This window comes from Acinetobacter sp. WCHA29, assembly GCF_002165335.1.
Taxonomy (GTDB): domain Bacteria; phylum Pseudomonadota; class Gammaproteobacteria; order Pseudomonadales; family Moraxellaceae; genus Acinetobacter.
Map to the genome: position 1 here is coordinate 31684 of NZ_NHRQ01000005.1, position 17038 is coordinate 48721.

At 38.6% G+C, this 17038-nt stretch carries 17 protein-coding genes and 4 tRNA genes; 13 read left to right on the top strand and 8 right to left on the bottom strand.

Going from position 1 to position 17038, the window contains the following annotated elements; genetic code table 11:
* The first annotated feature begins 194 nt into the window (after window positions 1-194).
* The 10 genes from leuA to CDG59_RS05315 all read left to right on the top strand — a co-directional run bounded on the left by leuA (window position 195) and on the right by CDG59_RS05315 (window position 9397).
* On the top strand, window positions 195-1892 hold the full coding sequence (gene leuA, locus CDG59_RS05270; protein ID WP_087544047.1) for a 2-isopropylmalate synthase: 1698 nt from the start codon (window positions 195-197) through the stop codon (window positions 1890-1892).
* 103 nt (window positions 1893-1995) lie between these two features.
* Complete coding sequence (gene metX / locus CDG59_RS05275; RefSeq protein WP_087544048.1) at window positions 1996-3156, top strand: homoserine O-succinyltransferase MetX; 1161 nt, start codon at window positions 1996-1998, stop codon at window positions 3154-3156.
* Entirely contained in the window at window positions 3156-3749 is a 594-nt protein-coding gene (gene metW / locus CDG59_RS05280) for a methionine biosynthesis protein MetW (protein ID WP_004660432.1), read from the top strand. Before metX ends, metW begins: the two co-directional genes overlap by 1 nt.
* Entirely contained in the window at window positions 3746-4333 is a 588-nt protein-coding gene (locus CDG59_RS05285) for a tetratricopeptide repeat protein (RefSeq protein ID WP_087544050.1), read from the top strand. Before metW ends, CDG59_RS05285 begins: the two co-directional genes overlap by 4 nt.
* Before the next feature lie 94 nt (window positions 4334-4427).
* On the top strand, window positions 4428-4889 hold the full coding sequence (locus tag CDG59_RS05290) for a hypothetical protein (RefSeq protein WP_087544051.1): 462 nt from the start codon (window positions 4428-4430) through the stop codon (window positions 4887-4889).
* Window positions 4890-5003: 114 nt separating this feature from the next.
* Window positions 5004-5627 (top strand): RdgB/HAM1 family non-canonical purine NTP pyrophosphatase, encoded by a 624-nt coding sequence (gene rdgB, locus CDG59_RS05295; protein WP_087544053.1) that lies wholly within the window; start codon window positions 5004-5006, stop codon window positions 5625-5627.
* Window positions 5628-5793: 166 nt separating this feature from the next.
* The gene (locus tag CDG59_RS05300; protein ID WP_087544054.1) at window positions 5794-6009 is read left to right on the top strand and encodes a Sec-independent protein translocase subunit TatA; all 216 of its coding nucleotides are present in this window, start codon (window positions 5794-5796) and stop codon (window positions 6007-6009) included.
* A 12-nt stretch (window positions 6010-6021) separates the two neighbouring features.
* The gene (tatB, locus tag CDG59_RS05305; RefSeq protein ID WP_087544056.1) at window positions 6022-6462 is read left to right on the top strand and encodes a Sec-independent protein translocase protein TatB; all 441 of its coding nucleotides are present in this window, start codon (window positions 6022-6024) and stop codon (window positions 6460-6462) included.
* The gene (gene tatC / locus CDG59_RS05310) at window positions 6459-7226 is read left to right on the top strand and encodes a twin-arginine translocase subunit TatC (protein ID WP_087544057.1); all 768 of its coding nucleotides are present in this window, start codon (window positions 6459-6461) and stop codon (window positions 7224-7226) included. The genes tatB and tatC overlap by 4 nt, the downstream gene beginning before the upstream one ends.
* A 182-nt stretch (window positions 7227-7408) precedes the next feature.
* Complete coding sequence (locus tag CDG59_RS05315) at window positions 7409-9397, top strand: PhoX family protein (RefSeq protein WP_087544059.1); 1989 nt, start codon at window positions 7409-7411, stop codon at window positions 9395-9397.
* A 40-nt stretch (window positions 9398-9437) separates the two neighbouring features.
* Here CDG59_RS05315 and CDG59_RS05320 read toward each other — a convergent pair whose 3' ends face one another.
* Window positions 9438-10220 (bottom strand): NRDE family protein, encoded by a 783-nt coding sequence (locus CDG59_RS05320; RefSeq protein ID WP_087544222.1) that lies wholly within the window; start codon window positions 10218-10220, stop codon window positions 9438-9440.
* A gap of 106 nt (window positions 10221-10326) precedes the next feature.
* Between CDG59_RS05320 and lgt the strand changes: the two genes are divergently transcribed.
* Complete coding sequence (lgt, locus tag CDG59_RS05325; protein ID WP_087544060.1) at window positions 10327-11139, top strand: prolipoprotein diacylglyceryl transferase; 813 nt, start codon at window positions 10327-10329, stop codon at window positions 11137-11139.
* 32 nt (window positions 11140-11171) lie between these two features.
* Here lgt and wrbA read toward each other — a convergent pair whose 3' ends face one another.
* Complete coding sequence (gene wrbA, locus CDG59_RS05330; RefSeq protein ID WP_087544224.1) at window positions 11172-11771, bottom strand: NAD(P)H:quinone oxidoreductase; 600 nt, start codon at window positions 11769-11771, stop codon at window positions 11172-11174.
* Window positions 11772-11883: 112 nt separating this feature from the next.
* On the opposite strand from wrbA, the gene CDG59_RS05335 reads away from it, so the two are divergent.
* Window positions 11884-13134 carry a YihY family inner membrane protein gene (locus tag CDG59_RS05335; protein WP_087544061.1) on the top strand — a complete coding sequence of 417 codons (1251 nt, stop codon included), beginning with the start codon at window positions 11884-11886 and terminating at the stop codon, window positions 13132-13134.
* Between the two features lie 91 nt (window positions 13135-13225).
* Here CDG59_RS05335 and CDG59_RS05340 read toward each other — a convergent pair whose 3' ends face one another.
* Complete coding sequence (locus CDG59_RS05340) at window positions 13226-13867, bottom strand: fumarylacetoacetate hydrolase family protein (protein WP_087536472.1); 642 nt, start codon at window positions 13865-13867, stop codon at window positions 13226-13228.
* A 33-nt stretch (window positions 13868-13900) separates the two neighbouring features.
* Window positions 13901-14398 carry a YcxB family protein gene (locus CDG59_RS05345; RefSeq protein ID WP_087544063.1) on the bottom strand — a complete coding sequence of 166 codons (498 nt, stop codon included), beginning with the start codon at window positions 14396-14398 and terminating at the stop codon, window positions 13901-13903.
* 461 nt (window positions 14399-14859) lie between these two features.
* On the opposite strand from CDG59_RS05345, the gene CDG59_RS05350 reads away from it, so the two are divergent.
* Window positions 14860-16158 carry an SRPBCC family protein gene (locus tag CDG59_RS05350; RefSeq protein ID WP_087544064.1) on the top strand — a complete coding sequence of 433 codons (1299 nt, stop codon included), beginning with the start codon at window positions 14860-14862 and terminating at the stop codon, window positions 16156-16158.
* A 59-nt stretch (window positions 16159-16217) separates the two neighbouring features.
* Here the strand turns inward: CDG59_RS05350 and CDG59_RS05355 are convergent.
* The 4 genes from CDG59_RS05355 to CDG59_RS05370 form a co-directional block, all read right to left on the bottom strand.
* Window positions 16218-16294: transfer RNA gene (locus CDG59_RS05355), tRNA-Arg, on the bottom strand.
* A 262-nt stretch (window positions 16295-16556) separates the two neighbouring features.
* Window positions 16557-16633 (bottom strand) — tRNA-Arg (locus tag CDG59_RS05360).
* A gap of 47 nt (window positions 16634-16680) precedes the next feature.
* Window positions 16681-16757: transfer RNA gene (locus CDG59_RS05365), tRNA-Arg, on the bottom strand.
* Between the two features lie 11 nt (window positions 16758-16768).
* Window positions 16769-16858: transfer RNA gene (locus CDG59_RS05370), tRNA-Ser, on the bottom strand.
* Window positions 16859-17038: the final 180 nt, after the last annotated feature.

Below are 17038 nucleotides of genomic sequence, written 5' to 3' on the forward strand. Positions count from 1 at the left end.
CCATCCGTCGAATATAAACCATCTTGCTGCTCTCCTGATGCTGCGCCTCGCGCGCGTATAAATTTTATTGCCTAAGTTTGAAGGCATTCGATCCAAATATTCTCTTTAAATTGATTCTTATAGACACCATATATATTCGTAGCACGTTGCATTTATTTTGAAGCAGCAACCATGCTACAACAAGGAGTTATCTCATGATGTTGGCTGACCCAAGCAAAAAATACCGCCGTATGTATCAACGAGTGGATTTACCAGATCGTCAATGGCCCAATAACGAAATCAACCAAGCACCGATTTGGATGAGTACCGACCTTCGTGATGGTAACCAAGCGATTTTTGAACCAATGAACATGGAGCAAAAATTAAAAATGTTCCACATGTTGGTTAAAATCGGCTTCAAGCATATTGAAATTGGTTTCCCTTCAGCATCTCAAATTGACTTTGACTTTACTCGCAAGTTAATTGAAGAAGATTTGATTCCAGAAGATGTGTATATCGAAGTTTTGGTTCAAGCTCGAGATCATTTAATTGCGCGTACTTTTGAAGCGTTAGTTGATGCTAAACGTGCGATCGTGCATATCTACAATTCAAACGCACCAACATTCCGTCAAAAAGTGTTGAATGTAGATGTAAATGGCGCGAAACAACTTGCGATTAATGCTGCGAATAAAGTGAAAGAATATGCAGCACAATATCCTGAAACAGAATGGATTTTCCAATATAGCCCTGAATGTTTCTCAGCAACAGAATTAGAAGTTGCCAAAGATGTTTGTGATGCGGTCACGGAAATTTGGGAAGCGTCTCCAACCAATAAAGTGATCTTAAACTTGCCTGCAACGGTTGAAGTTTCAACACCAAATGTCTATGCCGATCAAATCGAATGGATGCACCGTAACTTGGCGCGTCGTGATGGCGTGATTATCTCAGTTCACTGTCACAATGACCGTGGTTGTGGTATCGCTGCTTCTGAATTGGCGATCATGGCGGGGGCTGATCGTGTTGAAGGTTGCGTGTTTGGTAATGGTGAACGTACAGGTAACGTCGATGTTGCTGCGATTGCCTTGAACATGTATACCCAAGGTGTTGCACCAAACTTAGACTTCTCTAATATCAATGAAATCATTGCAACTGTTGAAGAATGTACAGGTTTACCTGTGCACCCACGTCATCCATATGCAGGTGATTTAGTCTTTACCGCATTCTCTGGTTCACACCAAGATGCGATTAAAAAAGGCTTCGAATTCCAGAAAAACGAAGAGATCTGGGATATGCCGTACTTACCAATCGACCCTAAAGATTTAGGTCGTGATTATGATGCGGTGATTCGTGTCAACAGCCAATCTGGTAAAGGTGGTATTGCGTATTTATTGGAATCAAATTACAACGTTGCTTTACCACGCCGAGTACAAATCGAGTTCAGCCAAATCGTACAGCAACATACTGATGAAAACGGTACAGAAATCAGTGCACATGAAATCTGGACCTTATTCCAAAATACCTATGTGGATGTGAAAAATAGCCATTACCAAACCAAACATTATCAGTTGTCTGATATCAATGGCACACAAATCATTGAATTAGATATTGAAATTAACGGTGAAGTACAACGTTTACGCGGTGAAGGTAACGGTCCAATTTCGGCGATGCTCGATGCGTTACAATTGCCAATTGATGTTGTAAATTATGAAGAACGTAGTATCAGTTCTGGTGCAAATGCTAAAGCACTTGCCTTGATTGAACTTCAAGTCAAAGGCACAGGTAAAAATGCTTTTGGTGCAGGGATTCATGACAACATTGTCACCTCATCGATTGAAGCGATTATTGCATGTACCAATCGTTTAATTGAACAAGGCGTACTTACAACTGAGCAAGTTGCTGCTGCGGCAGTTTAAGCAAAGCTGAGTTGTAATATCAGAAAAAATGACTTTTGAAAGGATACCTGAATTGGTATCCTTTTATTATTGATCAAAGATTTATACAAGGCGAATCATTCCAGTGTCTTTTCCATCGGATTCAGTGGGTTTAGTCACACCACAAAAATTTCAATTTGAGCAGCCATTAGAGCTTGAATGTGGGCGTATCCTGCCACGTTTTGATTTGATGGTTGAAACCTATGGAACACTTAATGCAGATAAATCCAATGCAATCTTAATTTGCCATGCATTATCTGGGCATCATCATGCTGCGGGTTATCATCATGCAGATGATAAAAAAGCAGGTTGGTGGGATAGCTGTATTGGTCCCGGCAAAGCGATTGATACCAATCATTTTTTTATTGTTTCTTTAAATAATATTGGTGGTTGTAATGGTTCAACAGGCCCAACATCGCCAAACCCTGAAAACGAAAATCGTCCTTATGGTCCAGATTTTCCATTAGTCACTGTTCGTGACTGGGTAAAGACTCAAGCCATGTTGTCTGATCGCCTCGGAATTGATGTGTGGTTTGCCGTGATTGGTGGTTCTTTAGGTGGCATGCAAGCACTACAATGGTCATTGGACTATGCTGATCGGTTAAAAAAATGCGTCATTATCGCCAGTGCACCAAAATTATCAGCTCAAAATATTGCCTTTAATGAAGTTGCTCGCCAATCGATTCTCTCTGATCCCGATTTCCATAATGGACGTTATCTGGAAAATGACAGCTATCCAAAACGTGGCCTGATTCTGGCACGTATGGTCGGTCATATTACGTATTTATCTGAAGAAGCGATGAAACAGAAATTTGGTCGTGATTTAAAATCTGGCAAATTTATGTATGGTTTTGATGTCGAATTCCAAGTGGAAAGCTATTTGCGTTACCAAGGCGAACAATTTAGCCGCAATTTCGATGCGAATACTTACTTGATTATGACCAAGGCCTTGGATTATTTTGATCCCTCTCGTGAATATGAACATTCATTAACAAAAGCAATGAGCAAGCCTAAATGTAAATTTTTGGTGATTTCATTTACTACAGATTGGCGTTTTAGCCCGAGTCGCTCACAAGAATTAGTTGATGCTTTAATTGATAATCATAAGCCCGTCAGTTACTTAGATATTGATGCGGAACAAGGTCATGATTCGTTCTTGTTCCCGATCCCACTCTATGTGAAAACATTAAAAGCATTTTTAGGTGGAGAACAACAGTTGCAAGCTACACCGCAGGAGCAGCACTAATGCGAATAGATCAACGACTCGCTGAAAAATGGATCAGTCCGAACTCTAGCGTATTAGACTTAGGCTGTGGTGATGGTGAATTACTGGCTCATATGAGCAAACAGCACAATATTCGTGCTTATGGCTTAGAAATTGATCAAGAAAAGATTGCAATTGCCATCAGTCGAGGGTTAAATATTATTCAACAGGACTTAAACTTAGGTTTAAGCCGCTTTGCTGACCAATCTTTTGATTCTGTAGTCATGGCACAAGCTTTGCAAGCTGTAGATGCACCTGATGTATTGCTTCGTGATATGGTGCGTGTTGGCAAACAGGCGATTATTACCTTTCCAAACTTTGCGTATTGGAAGACACGTTCTTTTCTTGCATTAAAAGGTAAAATGCCTGTTTCGGAAGCTTTACCCTATATGTGGTATAACACCCCGAATATTCATTTATGTACTTTCCGTGACTTTGAAGCTTTATGTGCTGAGAATCGGATTAAAATTATTAATCGACTTGCCGTTAATGGTGACCAACAAGGTAGTATGCTCAGTAAGCATATGCCGAACCTATTTGGTGAAGTCGCAATTTATCGAGTGAGCGCTCTATGAAAAAGACATTTATCAGCACATTTTTATTTGGTCTGATCAGTATACAAGCGCATGCTGACTATGTTGCTCAACCCCAATCGGTTGCAACACAGGCAGCACGATATTCAGTGATGAGTATCAGTGAATTACAAAGCGCAGCAAAATCTGGTCAAGCTGGGGCACAATTTTATCTAGCAACACGTTATCAGTACGGTAAAGACGTTGAGAAAGATGAGAAACAAGCTTTTTCTTTATTTAAAGCGGCAGCAGATCAAGGTTTATCTGCTGCACAGTTAAATGTCGGTCGTATGTATGCAGATGGCATCGGTACGAAGAAAGATGAAGCTTTAGCGCGTAAATATTTCGAAAAAGCGGCGAGTAATGGCGATAACCGTGCCAGCTTTAATCTGGCGATGATGGAAGAGCAAAAGAAAAACTATGTTGGTGCTTACCAATGGTATGAGCTTTCAACACGTGACGGTATGCTGGATACTAAAGTCATCAGTCTTTCTGAGGGTAAGAAAACAGCGTTGGCTGCAAACTTAACCCAAGATCAAATTCGTGCTGCACGTGATCGTGCTGATAAATGGATTCAAGCACAATAGTCTTGCTTAGATCTATTGAGTGATTTAAAAACCGACTTGTGTGAGTCGGTTTTTTATTATACTGATAACATTCATATTTAATTAAGTTTATTAAATGAGCGATATAGAAAAGGCGATATTCAAAGTAAAACTAGAATTGGAAACAATAACACCAGAAGAAATCCAAAGGTGGGCAATTGAGACATTAGAAAAAAATTCATCAAATGATTTAGCTTTAGATATCTGTTTCTTATCAACCTCAGACCAAGTCACAACCTATTTTAATCAATTATCCCGAAGTCTATTTAATACAGATTTAACAAAGGAATCAGTCAATAACCTCTTAAAAGATTATATTGAAAAACATCTAGAGTTAGTAAAAAGCCAAGAGCTTCTATTTCCTTTTCTTCAGAAGCTCTTGGCTTTATCTAAGGCTATAGAGAATGAAGATTTATATGAATTATTAAACTATTATGATGATGAATTTTACTTCAGCTTTGAAGGATATTCACTTTCGGAACCAGATGAAGTTTTTAAAAGTTTCATCGAAGATTTAAAAAAATTGTATCAAAATTAGATAAAATAAAAGGAAGCGACTTTTTTTAGATTTTAGAATACAACCATTAGTTCTACCCTATTCTATAAAAACACCCTAAAATTCTACTCAATCTAAGCGAATTTAAAATTTTATATGTCTACTCCATCATGGCTCAACCAAGGCAGCCTTGTGCTTGCAAGTAACAATAAAGGCAAAGTTGCTGAATTTACCCATCTTTTTGAGCAGCTCAATCTACCTGTGGAAATTATTCCTCAAGGCAAACTAGATATTGAAGATGCCATCGAAGATGGTCTCAGCTTTGTTGAAAATGCCATTATCAAAGCACGTCATGCGTCTAAGCTTTCAGGTAAACCTGCGCTTGCAGATGATTCAGGGATTTGTGTTCCGATTCTAGGCGGTGCACCAGGCATCTACTCTGCACGCTATGCAGGTGAACATGGTAATGATGCTGCCAATAACCAAAAATTATTGGCTGATCTCGCACCTTTCCGTAAAGACGGCGAAGCAATTGAAGGTATGTTCGTGTGTGTATTGGCTTTAGTTACACATGCCGAAGATCCATTGCCACAAATCTTTCAAGGCATTTGGAAAGGTGAAATCTTAGAAGCAGCGCGCGGTGAGAATGGGTTTGGCTATGATCCCCTCTTTTGGCTACCTGAACTCAATCTTTCCAGTGCGGAACTCAGCAAGGAAGAGAAAAGTAAAATCAGCCACCGTGGTCAGGCAATGCAATTATTTAAAGCGAGTTTAATCTAATTTCTACAGAAGCCTGAACCGCATATTCAGGTTTCTTTCTCAGCATTCGTTCCCTTTCTTATAAAATCATTTTGCAGCATTCTTGTCGCAAAACTGCAATATAAGTGTCACATCCTTGTCATGCCAAACTGTTGAGATATATCCAAAGTTTTAGAGGAATATCATTATGGCGGGTTTATCAATTTGGCATGTACTCATTTTCGCAATCGTGGTTATTTTACTTTTCGGTACATCAAAGCTTAAAAACTTAGGTAAAGATGTCGGTGGTGCTGTTAAAGATTTCAAAAAGTCTATTAAAGAAGATGAAGTTACTGCGCCACTCAATGAGCCTCGCACCATTGATGCTCAAGTTAAAAATGCTGAAAGCTCAGTAAAAAGCTAAGCGAGCGGAATTATGCTGAACTTGGGAATGACTGAGATTTTTTGCTTTGCAGTTATTGCATTATTGGTTCTCGGTCCTGATAAATTACCTGAAGCTGCTCGATTTGTAGCAAAATGGTATGGGAAAATTAAAAAATTTATCAACAATATTCAGAATGAAATTGATCGAGAGCTCCGTCTTTCTGAGTTCCGCGACGAAATGCAAAAAGAAATTGAAAAGATTACTGAGCTTGAACGTCGGCTACAAAAACAATTAGATGAATTAAAAACTCAAAATCATGAGGTAGAGACTGCGCCATCAGTAACTAAACCTCAAAATTCGATTCGCTATGTGCCATATCACTCAAGTTCTATTATTCCTTTTTGTGTTCAATACCAAAAATCATCTGTGATTGGTATGGAAGCATACCCATCGTTGAATCAGGTTGATAACGAATTAAAGATTGCCGTATGAGCCAATTACCATCAACTTCAGTCAGTACTGAAGAAACCCTACAACAAATGCCGGTCATGCAGCATTTAATCGTACTTCGCCAATATCTGTTTAAGATCGTTGGCGTAACAATTTTTCTGTTTTTTTGTTTATTACCTTTTAGAAATCAAACCTATCAATGGCTGTCTGAACCGCTAAGGCAGCAATTGCCAGCCACTTCAAGCATGATCGCCACAGATGTCACGGCGACATTTATGGCCCCCTTTAAGCTCAACCTGTTTGTCGCTTTTATGCTGGCAATGCCCTATATCATTTATCAAATTTGGTCATTTATAAAACCTGCACTATATGAAAAAGAACAACATTTAGCGATTCCTTTGCTATTTGGCAGCATTCTTTTATTCTACTTAGGTGTCGCATTCGCCTATTTCATTACCCTACCTGCTATTTTGCATTTCTTTATTAGTGTGTCTCCTGAAACTGTTGCACCTATGACAGATATTAATAGTTATCTGAGCTTCTGCTTAAAACTATTCTTGGTTTTTGGTTTTACCTTTGAAATTCCAATTATTACTCTAGTGCTGATTTTGATTGGTGTCGTGAGTACACAAAGCCTCATTGAAAAACGCCGTTTTATTGTTGTTGGATGCTTTTTCGTGGCGATGTTTGTTACCCCACCTGATGCTTTATCCATGATTATGCTGGCTGTTCCGATGTGGATGCTATTTGAAATCGGTTTACTTTTTGGAAAAATATTAGAAAAGCGTAAAGCAGTTTCAGAATAATAATATCTCTGTTGAATCCCTGAATAATCTCAGGGATTTTTGTATTTTAAACTTATATTTTTCATATGGTTATAAAAATTAAATTGTCTTCAAACTGCCTTAAAAGTGTCAAAAAATTGTCATCTATCAAACATAAAATCAATCTAGATTTATTTACCATTTATTAAAGATATGGATTTATTATGACAGCCAATACAAATCAGCCAAGTCGTCGTGATATTTTAAAGTGGTTCGCGGGTGTTCCGTTTTTACCACTCGGGGCAATGGGCACAGCAGCAGCTTTAGCAGGTTGCAATGATAATAACGATACTACCGTTACCCCAACCGTACCTGCTGCAAAATTTAAAAATGCAAAATTTACACCTATGGCGGCACCTTCAACTGTACCAGAGATGGCTACAACTTCAGTTAAATCTGCTTTGACGATTACGTGGGATGACAATACAACCACCGAGTACAAACTGGGTTATCAGGAGTTTTTCCGTACAGGTGCGGAAGTTGATAATATAGATGGTGGAAAAATCATTGCAGGTAGTTATTATGATATTAATAATCAACCGATTAAAGATACTTCTGTAATCGGTCAAGAACGCCAGTTTTTCTCTGACTCTCCAGATGGTTCATCTTTAATCCACATCAATGGCGCTTCTGTATCTGGTGTGGCTAACCCTGTATTCCACGTTGTTCAATTTGAATACACGACTAAAAATCTGGCAAATCAAAGTATGTACGGCAAGTTGCCATCACCAATTGCGGTGCTTACGCTGGATCAGGATCAAAAGACGGGTCATCTGGCATTGAAGAAATACCACAATGTCGATATGTCTAAAGTTCATGGTCTATGGATCACCTGTGGTGCTAGCCTTTCTCCGTGGAATACTCACCTTTCAAGTGAAGAATATGAGCCTGATGCATTTGACCAAATCGGTTCAGATCTCGCAATGCTCAAAGCATATAGTAAAAATCTATATGGCAATGAAAATACTGCAAATGCCTATAACTATGGTCATTTACCAGAAATTATTCTTGATGGTAAAGGTCGTGCTAAGGCAGTTAAACACTACTGCTTAGGTCGTATTTCACATGAACTGATTCAAGTCATGCCAGATAACCGCACTGTAATCATGGGTGACGATTACACTAACGGTGGTTTCTTCATGTTTATTGCAGACAAAGAAAAAGACTTATCTGCTGGAACATTATATGTTGCGAAATACACATCAGAATTGAATGAGACCTCTACCGCCGCAATCAAATGGATCAAGTTAGGTCATACTGATAGTAAGACCATCGAAGACCTCGTGAATGTTCGAGGAATCAAATCTGAAAACATTATGGAAAGCTTGAAAACAGCACCAGCTGATGCAACAGGCTATACCAAGATTGTGCTGGATGGTAAATCACTCTGGGTTAAACTCAAAGAAGCCAACAATGGCTTTAGCAAGGCTGAGATTGAGCTTGCTGCTGCATTCCTAGAAACACATCGATATGCTGCCCTAAAAGGCGGTAGTATGGCTTTCACAAAAATGGAAGGTACTACCGTAAATATTAAAGATAAAGTTGCGTATTCTGCACTTGCTAATATTCAAGATTCAATGATTGAAGGCAAATCAAGTTGGGTTGCAGAACATAATATTAAGTTCAAAAATACATTGAAAGCAGGTGGTGTACTTGCTCATGATCTAAAAGGCAGTCAAGTTGACCATACCAATACGATCATTAATAGTGAATGGACACCTTACCAAAGCCATATGTTGCTTATGGGTAAAGATATTACAGTTGATAGCTTAGGTAACACGGCAGATCCAAATAATATTGCAAGCCCAGACAATTTAAAATTCTCTGAAACTTTACGTACATTATTCATTGGTGAAGACAGTGGTAACCATACCAATAACTTCCTATGGGCATATAATGTTGATACCAAGTCTTTAGATCGTATCCTCTCTACTCCAGCAGGTGCTGAATCAACAGGCTTACATGCAGTTGACTCTGTAAATGGTTGGACATACATCATGAGTAATTTCCAACATCCCGGAGATAGCTCAAAACTTTCTGCTGAATTAAAAGCAAAAGTTTTAGAAAACTATAATGGTGGTTATAGTGCATGTGTTGGCTATATCACAGCTGATGTTTTACCATCGGTTGAAAAGACAACCTCTGCTAAATAAATTTGGTTGATAAAAAATACCGACAGCCTTGTCGGTATTTTTATTTCCATAGATCTGCTTTCATTTCGATAATACGCCCCTGCTGCTCACCTTGCTGTGTTTTCTCTAGCCAATGCCATTGTTTTGAATCAAGCCTTAAAAAGTTTGAACATCGTGTTCCATAAATTGGGCTTTGAATAAAAGTTGAAGATAATAATTCCTCCATCTCCACACTAATCCCTGTATCTGGCAACAAATCAGAAATGACTTTTCGTTCATCCTCCAAAATATCCCAGACCGCAGACTCCAAATCCAATTCTGAGACTTGGGATTGCTGTAGCATGGGTAAAAGCTCCTGGGTAAAGCGTTTACGCAGATGTCTGGTTTTCTCCCAATCTTCTGACATTAAACCGTTGGAAACAACATAAACACCATTCGCTAAGACTTGCGGTGATTCCCCCCGATTACTCATGTAAACCGCTTGCTCTCGATCACCGACAAATAAATTAAAACCAGCGTAGTCTTGTTGTTGCTGTTCTAATTGTTGTGCAAAACGAAAGGGGGCTAAATCACTTTCTAAAAAAGACTGGATTAAATGCCCACGTGAAGTTGAATATTGGTTCTTATCTCGTCCATTGCGAAAATTAGTCACGATTGCCCAACGCCCAGACTCAGTGACCCCCATCCATGCCCCACCTGACTGTAAATCTTGCCCAGCAATTATCGAACTGTTATCCCATCGATGTAAAACAGCACTTGGTCGATGATAAAATTCATCACGATTTGAAATTAAACACAACGGCATATCATCAAGAACATGCCATGCAAAAACGACAATACACATTAATTCTGTTCTCACATCTTTACACATTGAATGTACAACATTTTTCACATCATTCCGCTACAATCTGCTCAAAACTTAATTTCAAATTCTAAATTGAGGAACAGCAATGCTGACCTATCCAAATATTGATCCAGTTGCGCTGAGCTTGGGACCAGTCAAAGTGCATTGGTACGGACTCATGTATCTCTTGGCATTTTTATGCGCTTGGGGCTTAGCCTCTTATCGTGCTAAACAACGTGATGGTTGGACTGCCGATATGGTCTCCGATCTGGTGTTTTATGGCGCTCTAGGCGTCGTACTTGGCGGTCGTATTGGCTATGTTTTGTTTTATGAGTTTGGCAAATTCTTAGAAAATCCGCTTTGGTTATTCCAAGTCTGGACAGGTGGGATGAGCTTCCACGGCGGTTTCTTGGGGGTCATGATCGCAATGTTATTCTGGTGTAAGAAATATCAGAAAACATGGTTTCAAACCTTGGACTTTATTGCACCATGTGTACCGACAGGTTTGATGTTTGGTCGTATCGGTAACTTTATTGGTGGTGAGTTGTATGGTCGTCAAGTTCAAGACCCTAGCTATCCATTTGGTATGATTTTTCCAACCGATCCTTTAGGTTTAGTTCGCCATCCGTCGCAAATTTATCAAGCGCTCTGTGAAGGTCTGATTCTATTTATCATACTTTGGTGGTTTAGCTCAAAGCCCCGTCCACGTATGGCAGTTTCAGCTTTATTCCTGATGGGCTACGGAGTTGCACGTTTCTTTATGGAGTTCTTCCGCCAACCCGATGCAGATCAGGGCTTTATCCTGTTTGGCTGGATGACCAAAGGGCAAATTCTCAGCTTCCCAATGATTATTATTGGACTATGGATGATGTGGTATGCCTATCAGAAAAAAATCTACGATTGGCAAATTAAAAAATAAAATAATGGGAGCAGATGCTCCCATTTTTAGATCTAAACTTTTCCTAACAACGCTTTTACGACATCACCTAAACGTTTACCTTGCGCTTCGCATAATACTTTTTCATCTGCACTCAAACTTTGATCATGACGAGGGCCACTGACATGACTTACCCCATAAGGTGTACCGCCTGTTTTAGTATTGGACAGGGCTGGAATTGAGTTGGGTAAGCCCAGTATCACCATGCCATGATGAAATAATGGCGGTAACATGCTAAGCAAAGTACTTTCCTGCCCACCATGCATCGAGCCAGAAGAAGTAAAAACACATGCTGGTTTATTATGCAAAGCACCATTCAACCATAAACTGGTGGTTTGATCCCAAAAGTATTTCATTTCGCTCGCCATATTACCAAAGCGAGTAGGTGAACCAAGTGCCAAACCTGAGCAATACGTCAAATCATCTAAAGTACAATAAACATCCCCCTCTGCAGGAACGCTCGGTTCTGCTTGGGTAACAACAGTTGCGAGATTAGGAACGGTTCGAATACGAGCTGTGATACCAGAAGACTCAATTCCATCGGCAATTAGATGAGCCATTTCTCGAGTTGAACCATATTTACTGTAATAAAGAACAAGAACGTAAGGTTGCATCACTTTAATAAATTTTGTTAAAAAGAACACTATACGACATTTTTCCTCTTTTGAGCCGTAATTAATCCTGTGCTGACACAGGATTTTATTAAAAATAACTAGGATAGAACCCATGATCTTAAATCGTTATCTAAAAAATCTGCCTTTTTTAGAAAAAACATGGTTTCAATTTATTGTATTTGTGTTACGGCGTTTCGAAGCTGATCGCTGTAGAGAACAAGCTGGAGGACTCACCTACACCACCTTGTTTGCAGTTGTTCCGATGCTGACCGTTTTCTTAGTCATTATCTCCTCAATTAAAGCTTTAGAGCCTGCTCGACAACAACTACAACAACTGATCTACAGCAACTTTTTGCCTAAAAGTACCATTGCCTTTGACAAGGCACTGAACGCATTTACCGAAAAATCCAGTAACCTCACAGTGATTGGGGTACTGTTTCTTTTTGTCACCACTGTACTGATGCTGTCTTCGATTGAAACCGTTTTCAATCGTATCTGGCGTGTCAAAGAAACTCGAACAGGTCTTGTTGGTTTTATGCGTTATTGGACAATTATCTCTTTAGGTCCAATCATTCTAGGCAGTGCTTTTGTACTTTCATCTACTGTCGCCTCAATGAATATTCTGAGCAATAATTTTGCGGGCTATCAATTAAATGGCTCCTTCCTTTTATGGCTTATTTCATTCCTACTTACAATTGTTGGCTTTTTCATTCTTTACTGGACCATTCCTAATCGTAGCGTCCCTATTCTTTCCGCTGTTATTGCTGCATGTTTTAGCGCAACAGTATTTGAAATTTTAAAAAATTTCTTTGGCTGGATTATGAGTAATTTCACCAGTTATGAAATTGTGTATGGTGCTTTTGCTGCTGTTCCAATCTTCCTTCTTTGGATTTATTTGTCTTGGAACATTATCTTATTAGGCGTAGAAGTCAGTTATGCACTGACTGCTTTTCATTCAGATAAAGAACAAAAGCGTCATCCTATCTTAATGTTATTAGACATATTGGAGTTATTTTATAAAAAGCAACAAATTGGAGAAAGTGTCAGTGAACAAGAACTTCTTGGGATTATTGGACGTGGTGAATTAGGACGTTTACCTGCATATATCTTACAGTTAGAAAAACAGAATTTAGTCAAACGTACAGACAACGATGAGTATGTATTGGCTAGAAATCTTGCGCAAGTCGATTTCTGGAGCTTTTTTACAGCACTCCCTTATCCCCTACCATTACGTCACGATGTCGCCAATATCCATCAAGATGATGAATGGATTGAGCGTTTAGGGCCATCCCTTATCGAGAGTAATGATTATTTAGCTGCAAAACTTTCGATTCCTCTTTCGACGATCTTTGAACAGAAGTAAAAGAAAGACCTCAACAGAGGTCTTTCTTTTACTGTCTCGCTTATACGAAATTAGGTAGAAGCTATTTATTAACAGCACTTGTTTTTAATCATTATGCTTGAACAAATGTATCCCAATCATATTCTCCTGATTGGGTTATTAGTTTCATGGTTAATTGATCATTTGGGTGTAATGCCCCGACGCCAGCAGGTGTACCCGTCATAATCACATCACCCGCTTCCAAACTAAATGACTGATTAATTTCAACCAATAATGCACCAATATCAAAAATCATGTCTTGGCTAAAACCATGTTGGCGTTCAACGCCATTAATCATTAAAACAAGCTCTAACTGTTGTAAATCGCCAATTTCATCCGCTTCAACCCAGTCTGCCAAGATACATGCACCGTCAAAAGCTTTTGCTCGCTCCCAAGGCTGCCCTTTCGCTTTTAAGTCATTCTGCAAATCACGTAAAGTTAAATCCAACCCTAAAGTCACAGCACCAATCGCTTCTAAAGCTTTGCTTGGATTGGTTTCCTGCGACAATGGGTGTGCGATCTGCAAACAAATTTCACATTCAAAATGACATTCACCCAAAGCCTGATTCCAACGGGCACCTTGGGCTAAGCTACTCAAACTACTTGGTGGTTTGATAAATAAAATTGGGCGATCAGGAATTGCATTACCTAGTTCTTTCGCATGTTCAGCATAATTTCTGCCTACACAAACAATTTTTGACGGACGTGTGCTCATAAAAGCTCCTTGTTCCTTAAATCGCGAATGAAGTTATTTTTTAAAACTATTTTCAAATTTGGTTTGATCTGTTGGATCATTGAATGAACGCTTCGGAACAATAATGACGGTATGATTCTTCAGCTCTAACATATACGTGAGCTTTCCAACTGCAAAAGATTGCACCTCAGCATACTGCGCTATTTGCTTTTTACCTGTTGAATAAAGTTCAAAATGATCTTGATAAAGGTCAATTCCCTGCTCACTTTTTCCAAATTGGTAGCGAACAAATTGACGTTTAAACAACATCGGTAACAACCAATAGCGCATCAATCCTTGCATAATCAGAAAAAAAGCACCTAATGCAACGTAATAACGACCAACGTCTGAGAAACCTAAATAGATTCCCCAACCAATAATTGCAATACTAATAACAGGTGTTAGAAAACGACTAAAGGTCTTTTTACCAAAAGTGACAAGAGCAAAACCATCTTGTGATTCTTCTAAATTAAGATAATAGCGCACAGATACAGTTGGACGTTGTTCAGACATTTTTGATTTCTAAGATTTGAAAAAACTCATCTATTAGAACATAAATGATTAGAGCGTAAATCAGATTTATCGTGATTTGATACAAAATTTAAATATGATGCGATAGGGCTTTTCAGCTTATTTTTAGAGAGAAAATGAGATGTCTAATTTCGAGAAAAAGTAGGCTTTATCCATGAAGATGATCTGATCGAAATCTTTCAATATGATCAGAATTGCCTTTGGCACTTTATTTTCTCTTCATCGTTCCACTTCACAATATTAAAAATCTTTTTTCTATTCAGAATGATAGATAGGCTAATTTATTATTTCTACAAATACTGACCGATCGGAAGACTATGATAAGACATGTTTTACATAATATGACTATTTTTCATACATAAAAACTTTTATTAATAGCAATGTTTCATCGCTCATCTACAGATGAAACTGAGTATATGATTAAGGAAAATCAAAGGAATCTGATGTTGTATTTGAATGGATTTATATTAACGACTCTTATTTTTAGCGTAACGCAAACTTGCTTTGCACAAATGCTGACTTGGAATGACAATATCCCAAGCGCTTTACAACCTTTTCAAAATAACCCCCAGCTTTTGGCAAGCTACACGCAAAATAATATTTTCATTTATGCACATCCAACAACTAAAACTAACCTCCCCACACTCAAATCCAATTCACAACCAAACGCCAGTTTTACATCCGCTGCACTTATTGTTCCTACCAATGTACAACAGGTTAGTAAGACGCTAACTGACTTTAATCACTATGTCGGTCTATTTCCAACACTTAAATCTGCCAAAACACTAGAACAATCTGGCAATACTGTAAAAATGAAATATCGTGTCTCCATTCCAACGCCTATTCCAGTGCTCAATTTTAATGAAGACGTTACCTTACAGCATCAGATTAAATCGAACAGTATTTCCAGTTTAGTGATTGATTCTCCTATTCCATACGGTGTAGGAAAGTTTGAATGGTTTGCCTTAGATGATCACCGCACTTTAATTACGCTCACCCAGTGGGGAGATTTAAATCAACCTAAAGGTTTTATTTTTAAAAAAATTCTGAATGCGATTCCAGAGGTCAAATTAGGGATTCCAAGCTCAACCAATGCTTTTATCCTAGAATCACTTCGAACACGCTTTATTAAACAGAATATCGTTGCCTTAAATTCAGGACAAATACCAAGCCCTCAATTAAATGAAGCTCAATTGGCTAAGATTGCACAACTGAGTCAAAATGCACAGCAGCCTGTAAGCTACCTAAATGCACCGACTAGTATTTTGTACACCCATGGACGTGAAGCCATGCGCTTCACCACCACCTATCAGTTTTATCAACAGCCAACACAGCGATTAAATAAATGGTTAAACCCTTTAGCCTATCAAGAATTATTTCCAAGACAAATCAAGAAAATCATCACCTCTCCAATCCAAAATCAGGGTCAAGATGCGGATATTCAAGTGAATGTGGGTTTAGGTGTGATTAATATTCCTTTTGCATTTAAGCTGCATTTCAACTATCCAAATACTGTTGAAAATAACTTTTATGCCAATGGTGGTGATTTACGATTGATTAAAGGAAAAATGATTGCCTCAGAGCTTAATCAAGGTACTTTATTTAAAATCACTAGCTCAATGAAAATTGATGAAAAAGCACCTTTTTTATTAAGGGCTATGCGAAGTTTACCCTATTATGATGTACTCCCCGCAGTTGGTGGGAATACTGTGTTTGTTCAGAAAATTAAACCAAAAATGTAAGGCACAAAAAAACCGCATTTAAGCGGTTTTTTTCACTTTATCTTTCGATAAATTCAAATTGGTGCGCTCAGAGAGATTCGAACTCCCGACCCCTTAGTTCGTAGCCAAGTGCTCTATCCAGCTGAGCTATGAGCGCATATTTGATGGAGCGCATTATACGCATTTTTCCCCTATTGATAAGTGTTTTTTAATAAAATAGAAATCAAATGGTGATAGATTGATCGTTACAAATTTACAACGCAATAGTCATTATATTTAAAAACAACATAAACAACTGATTTTATTTTTAATAAAAAATGAAGCGCCTTAATTTGAACATCAAATAGATATGTTATCGTTTAACTACTCCAACTTACAGGCACAAAAAAACCGCAATTAAGCGGTTTCTTCTATTAAGTTGGTGCGCTCAGAGAGATTCGAACTCCCGACCCCTTAGTTCGTAGCCAAGTGCTCTATCCAGCTGAGCTATGAGCGCATTACTTATATTGCCAATTTAGGCATGTGTTACTTTAAATCTTTACTTGGTGCGCTCAGAGAGATTCGAACTCCCGACCCCTTAGTTCGTAGCCAAGTGCTCTATCCAGCTGAGCTATGAGCGCTTTAAGTAAAGTGGCGGTGAGAGAGGGATTCGAACCCTCGGTACAGTTACCCGTACGCATCCTTAGCAGGGATGTGGTTTCAGCCACTCACCCATCTCACCGTAACACGAGCGCAATAATACAAACTAAAACCGCATTACACAAGAGATGATCCTGTTTTTTTCTCTTTTTTTAAATCAATCAAATGTTTTTTAACCAATTCTTATATTTTTTCGGCATTTTTAGCTCAACGCTTGTTAATATAGTGTTCTCTCCTTTATTCAGATTGGACAATAAACAGA

Excerpts from the sequence above, each read along its gene's own strand:
- CDG59_RS05285 (WP_087544050.1), top strand. The coding sequence starts at position 3,746 with ATGAAAAAGACATTTATCAGCACATTTTTATTTGGTCTGATCAGTATA.
- CDG59_RS05320 (WP_087544222.1), bottom strand. The coding sequence starts at position 10,220 with ATGTGTATTGTCGTTTTTGCATGGCATGTTCTTGATGATATGCCGTTG.
- tatC (WP_087544057.1), top strand. The coding sequence starts at position 6,459 with ATGAGCCAATTACCATCAACTTCAGTCAGTACTGAAGAAACCCTACAA.
- CDG59_RS05350 (WP_087544064.1), top strand. The coding sequence starts at position 14,860 with ATGTTGTATTTGAATGGATTTATATTAACGACTCTTATTTTTAGCGTA.
- rdgB (WP_087544053.1), top strand. The coding sequence starts at position 5,004 with ATGTCTACTCCATCATGGCTCAACCAAGGCAGCCTTGTGCTTGCAAGT.
- CDG59_RS05300 (WP_087544054.1), top strand. The coding sequence starts at position 5,794 with ATGGCGGGTTTATCAATTTGGCATGTACTCATTTTCGCAATCGTGGTT.
- leuA (WP_087544047.1), top strand. The coding sequence starts at position 195 with ATGATGTTGGCTGACCCAAGCAAAAAATACCGCCGTATGTATCAACGA.
- CDG59_RS05290 (WP_087544051.1), top strand. The coding sequence starts at position 4,428 with ATGAGCGATATAGAAAAGGCGATATTCAAAGTAAAACTAGAATTGGAA.
- metW (WP_004660432.1), top strand. The coding sequence starts at position 3,156 with ATGCGAATAGATCAACGACTCGCTGAAAAATGGATCAGTCCGAACTCT.
- CDG59_RS05345 (WP_087544063.1), bottom strand. The coding sequence starts at position 14,398 with ATGTCTGAACAACGTCCAACTGTATCTGTGCGCTATTATCTTAATTTA.
- CDG59_RS05315 (WP_087544059.1), top strand. The coding sequence starts at position 7,409 with ATGACAGCCAATACAAATCAGCCAAGTCGTCGTGATATTTTAAAGTGG.
- CDG59_RS05335 (WP_087544061.1), top strand. The coding sequence starts at position 11,884 with ATGATCTTAAATCGTTATCTAAAAAATCTGCCTTTTTTAGAAAAAACA.
- CDG59_RS05340 (WP_087536472.1), bottom strand. The coding sequence starts at position 13,867 with ATGAGCACACGTCCGTCAAAAATTGTTTGTGTAGGCAGAAATTATGCT.
- lgt (WP_087544060.1), top strand. The coding sequence starts at position 10,327 with ATGCTGACCTATCCAAATATTGATCCAGTTGCGCTGAGCTTGGGACCA.
- wrbA (WP_087544224.1), bottom strand. The coding sequence starts at position 11,771 with ATGCAACCTTACGTTCTTGTTCTTTATTACAGTAAATATGGTTCAACT.
- tatB (WP_087544056.1), top strand. The coding sequence starts at position 6,022 with ATGCTGAACTTGGGAATGACTGAGATTTTTTGCTTTGCAGTTATTGCA.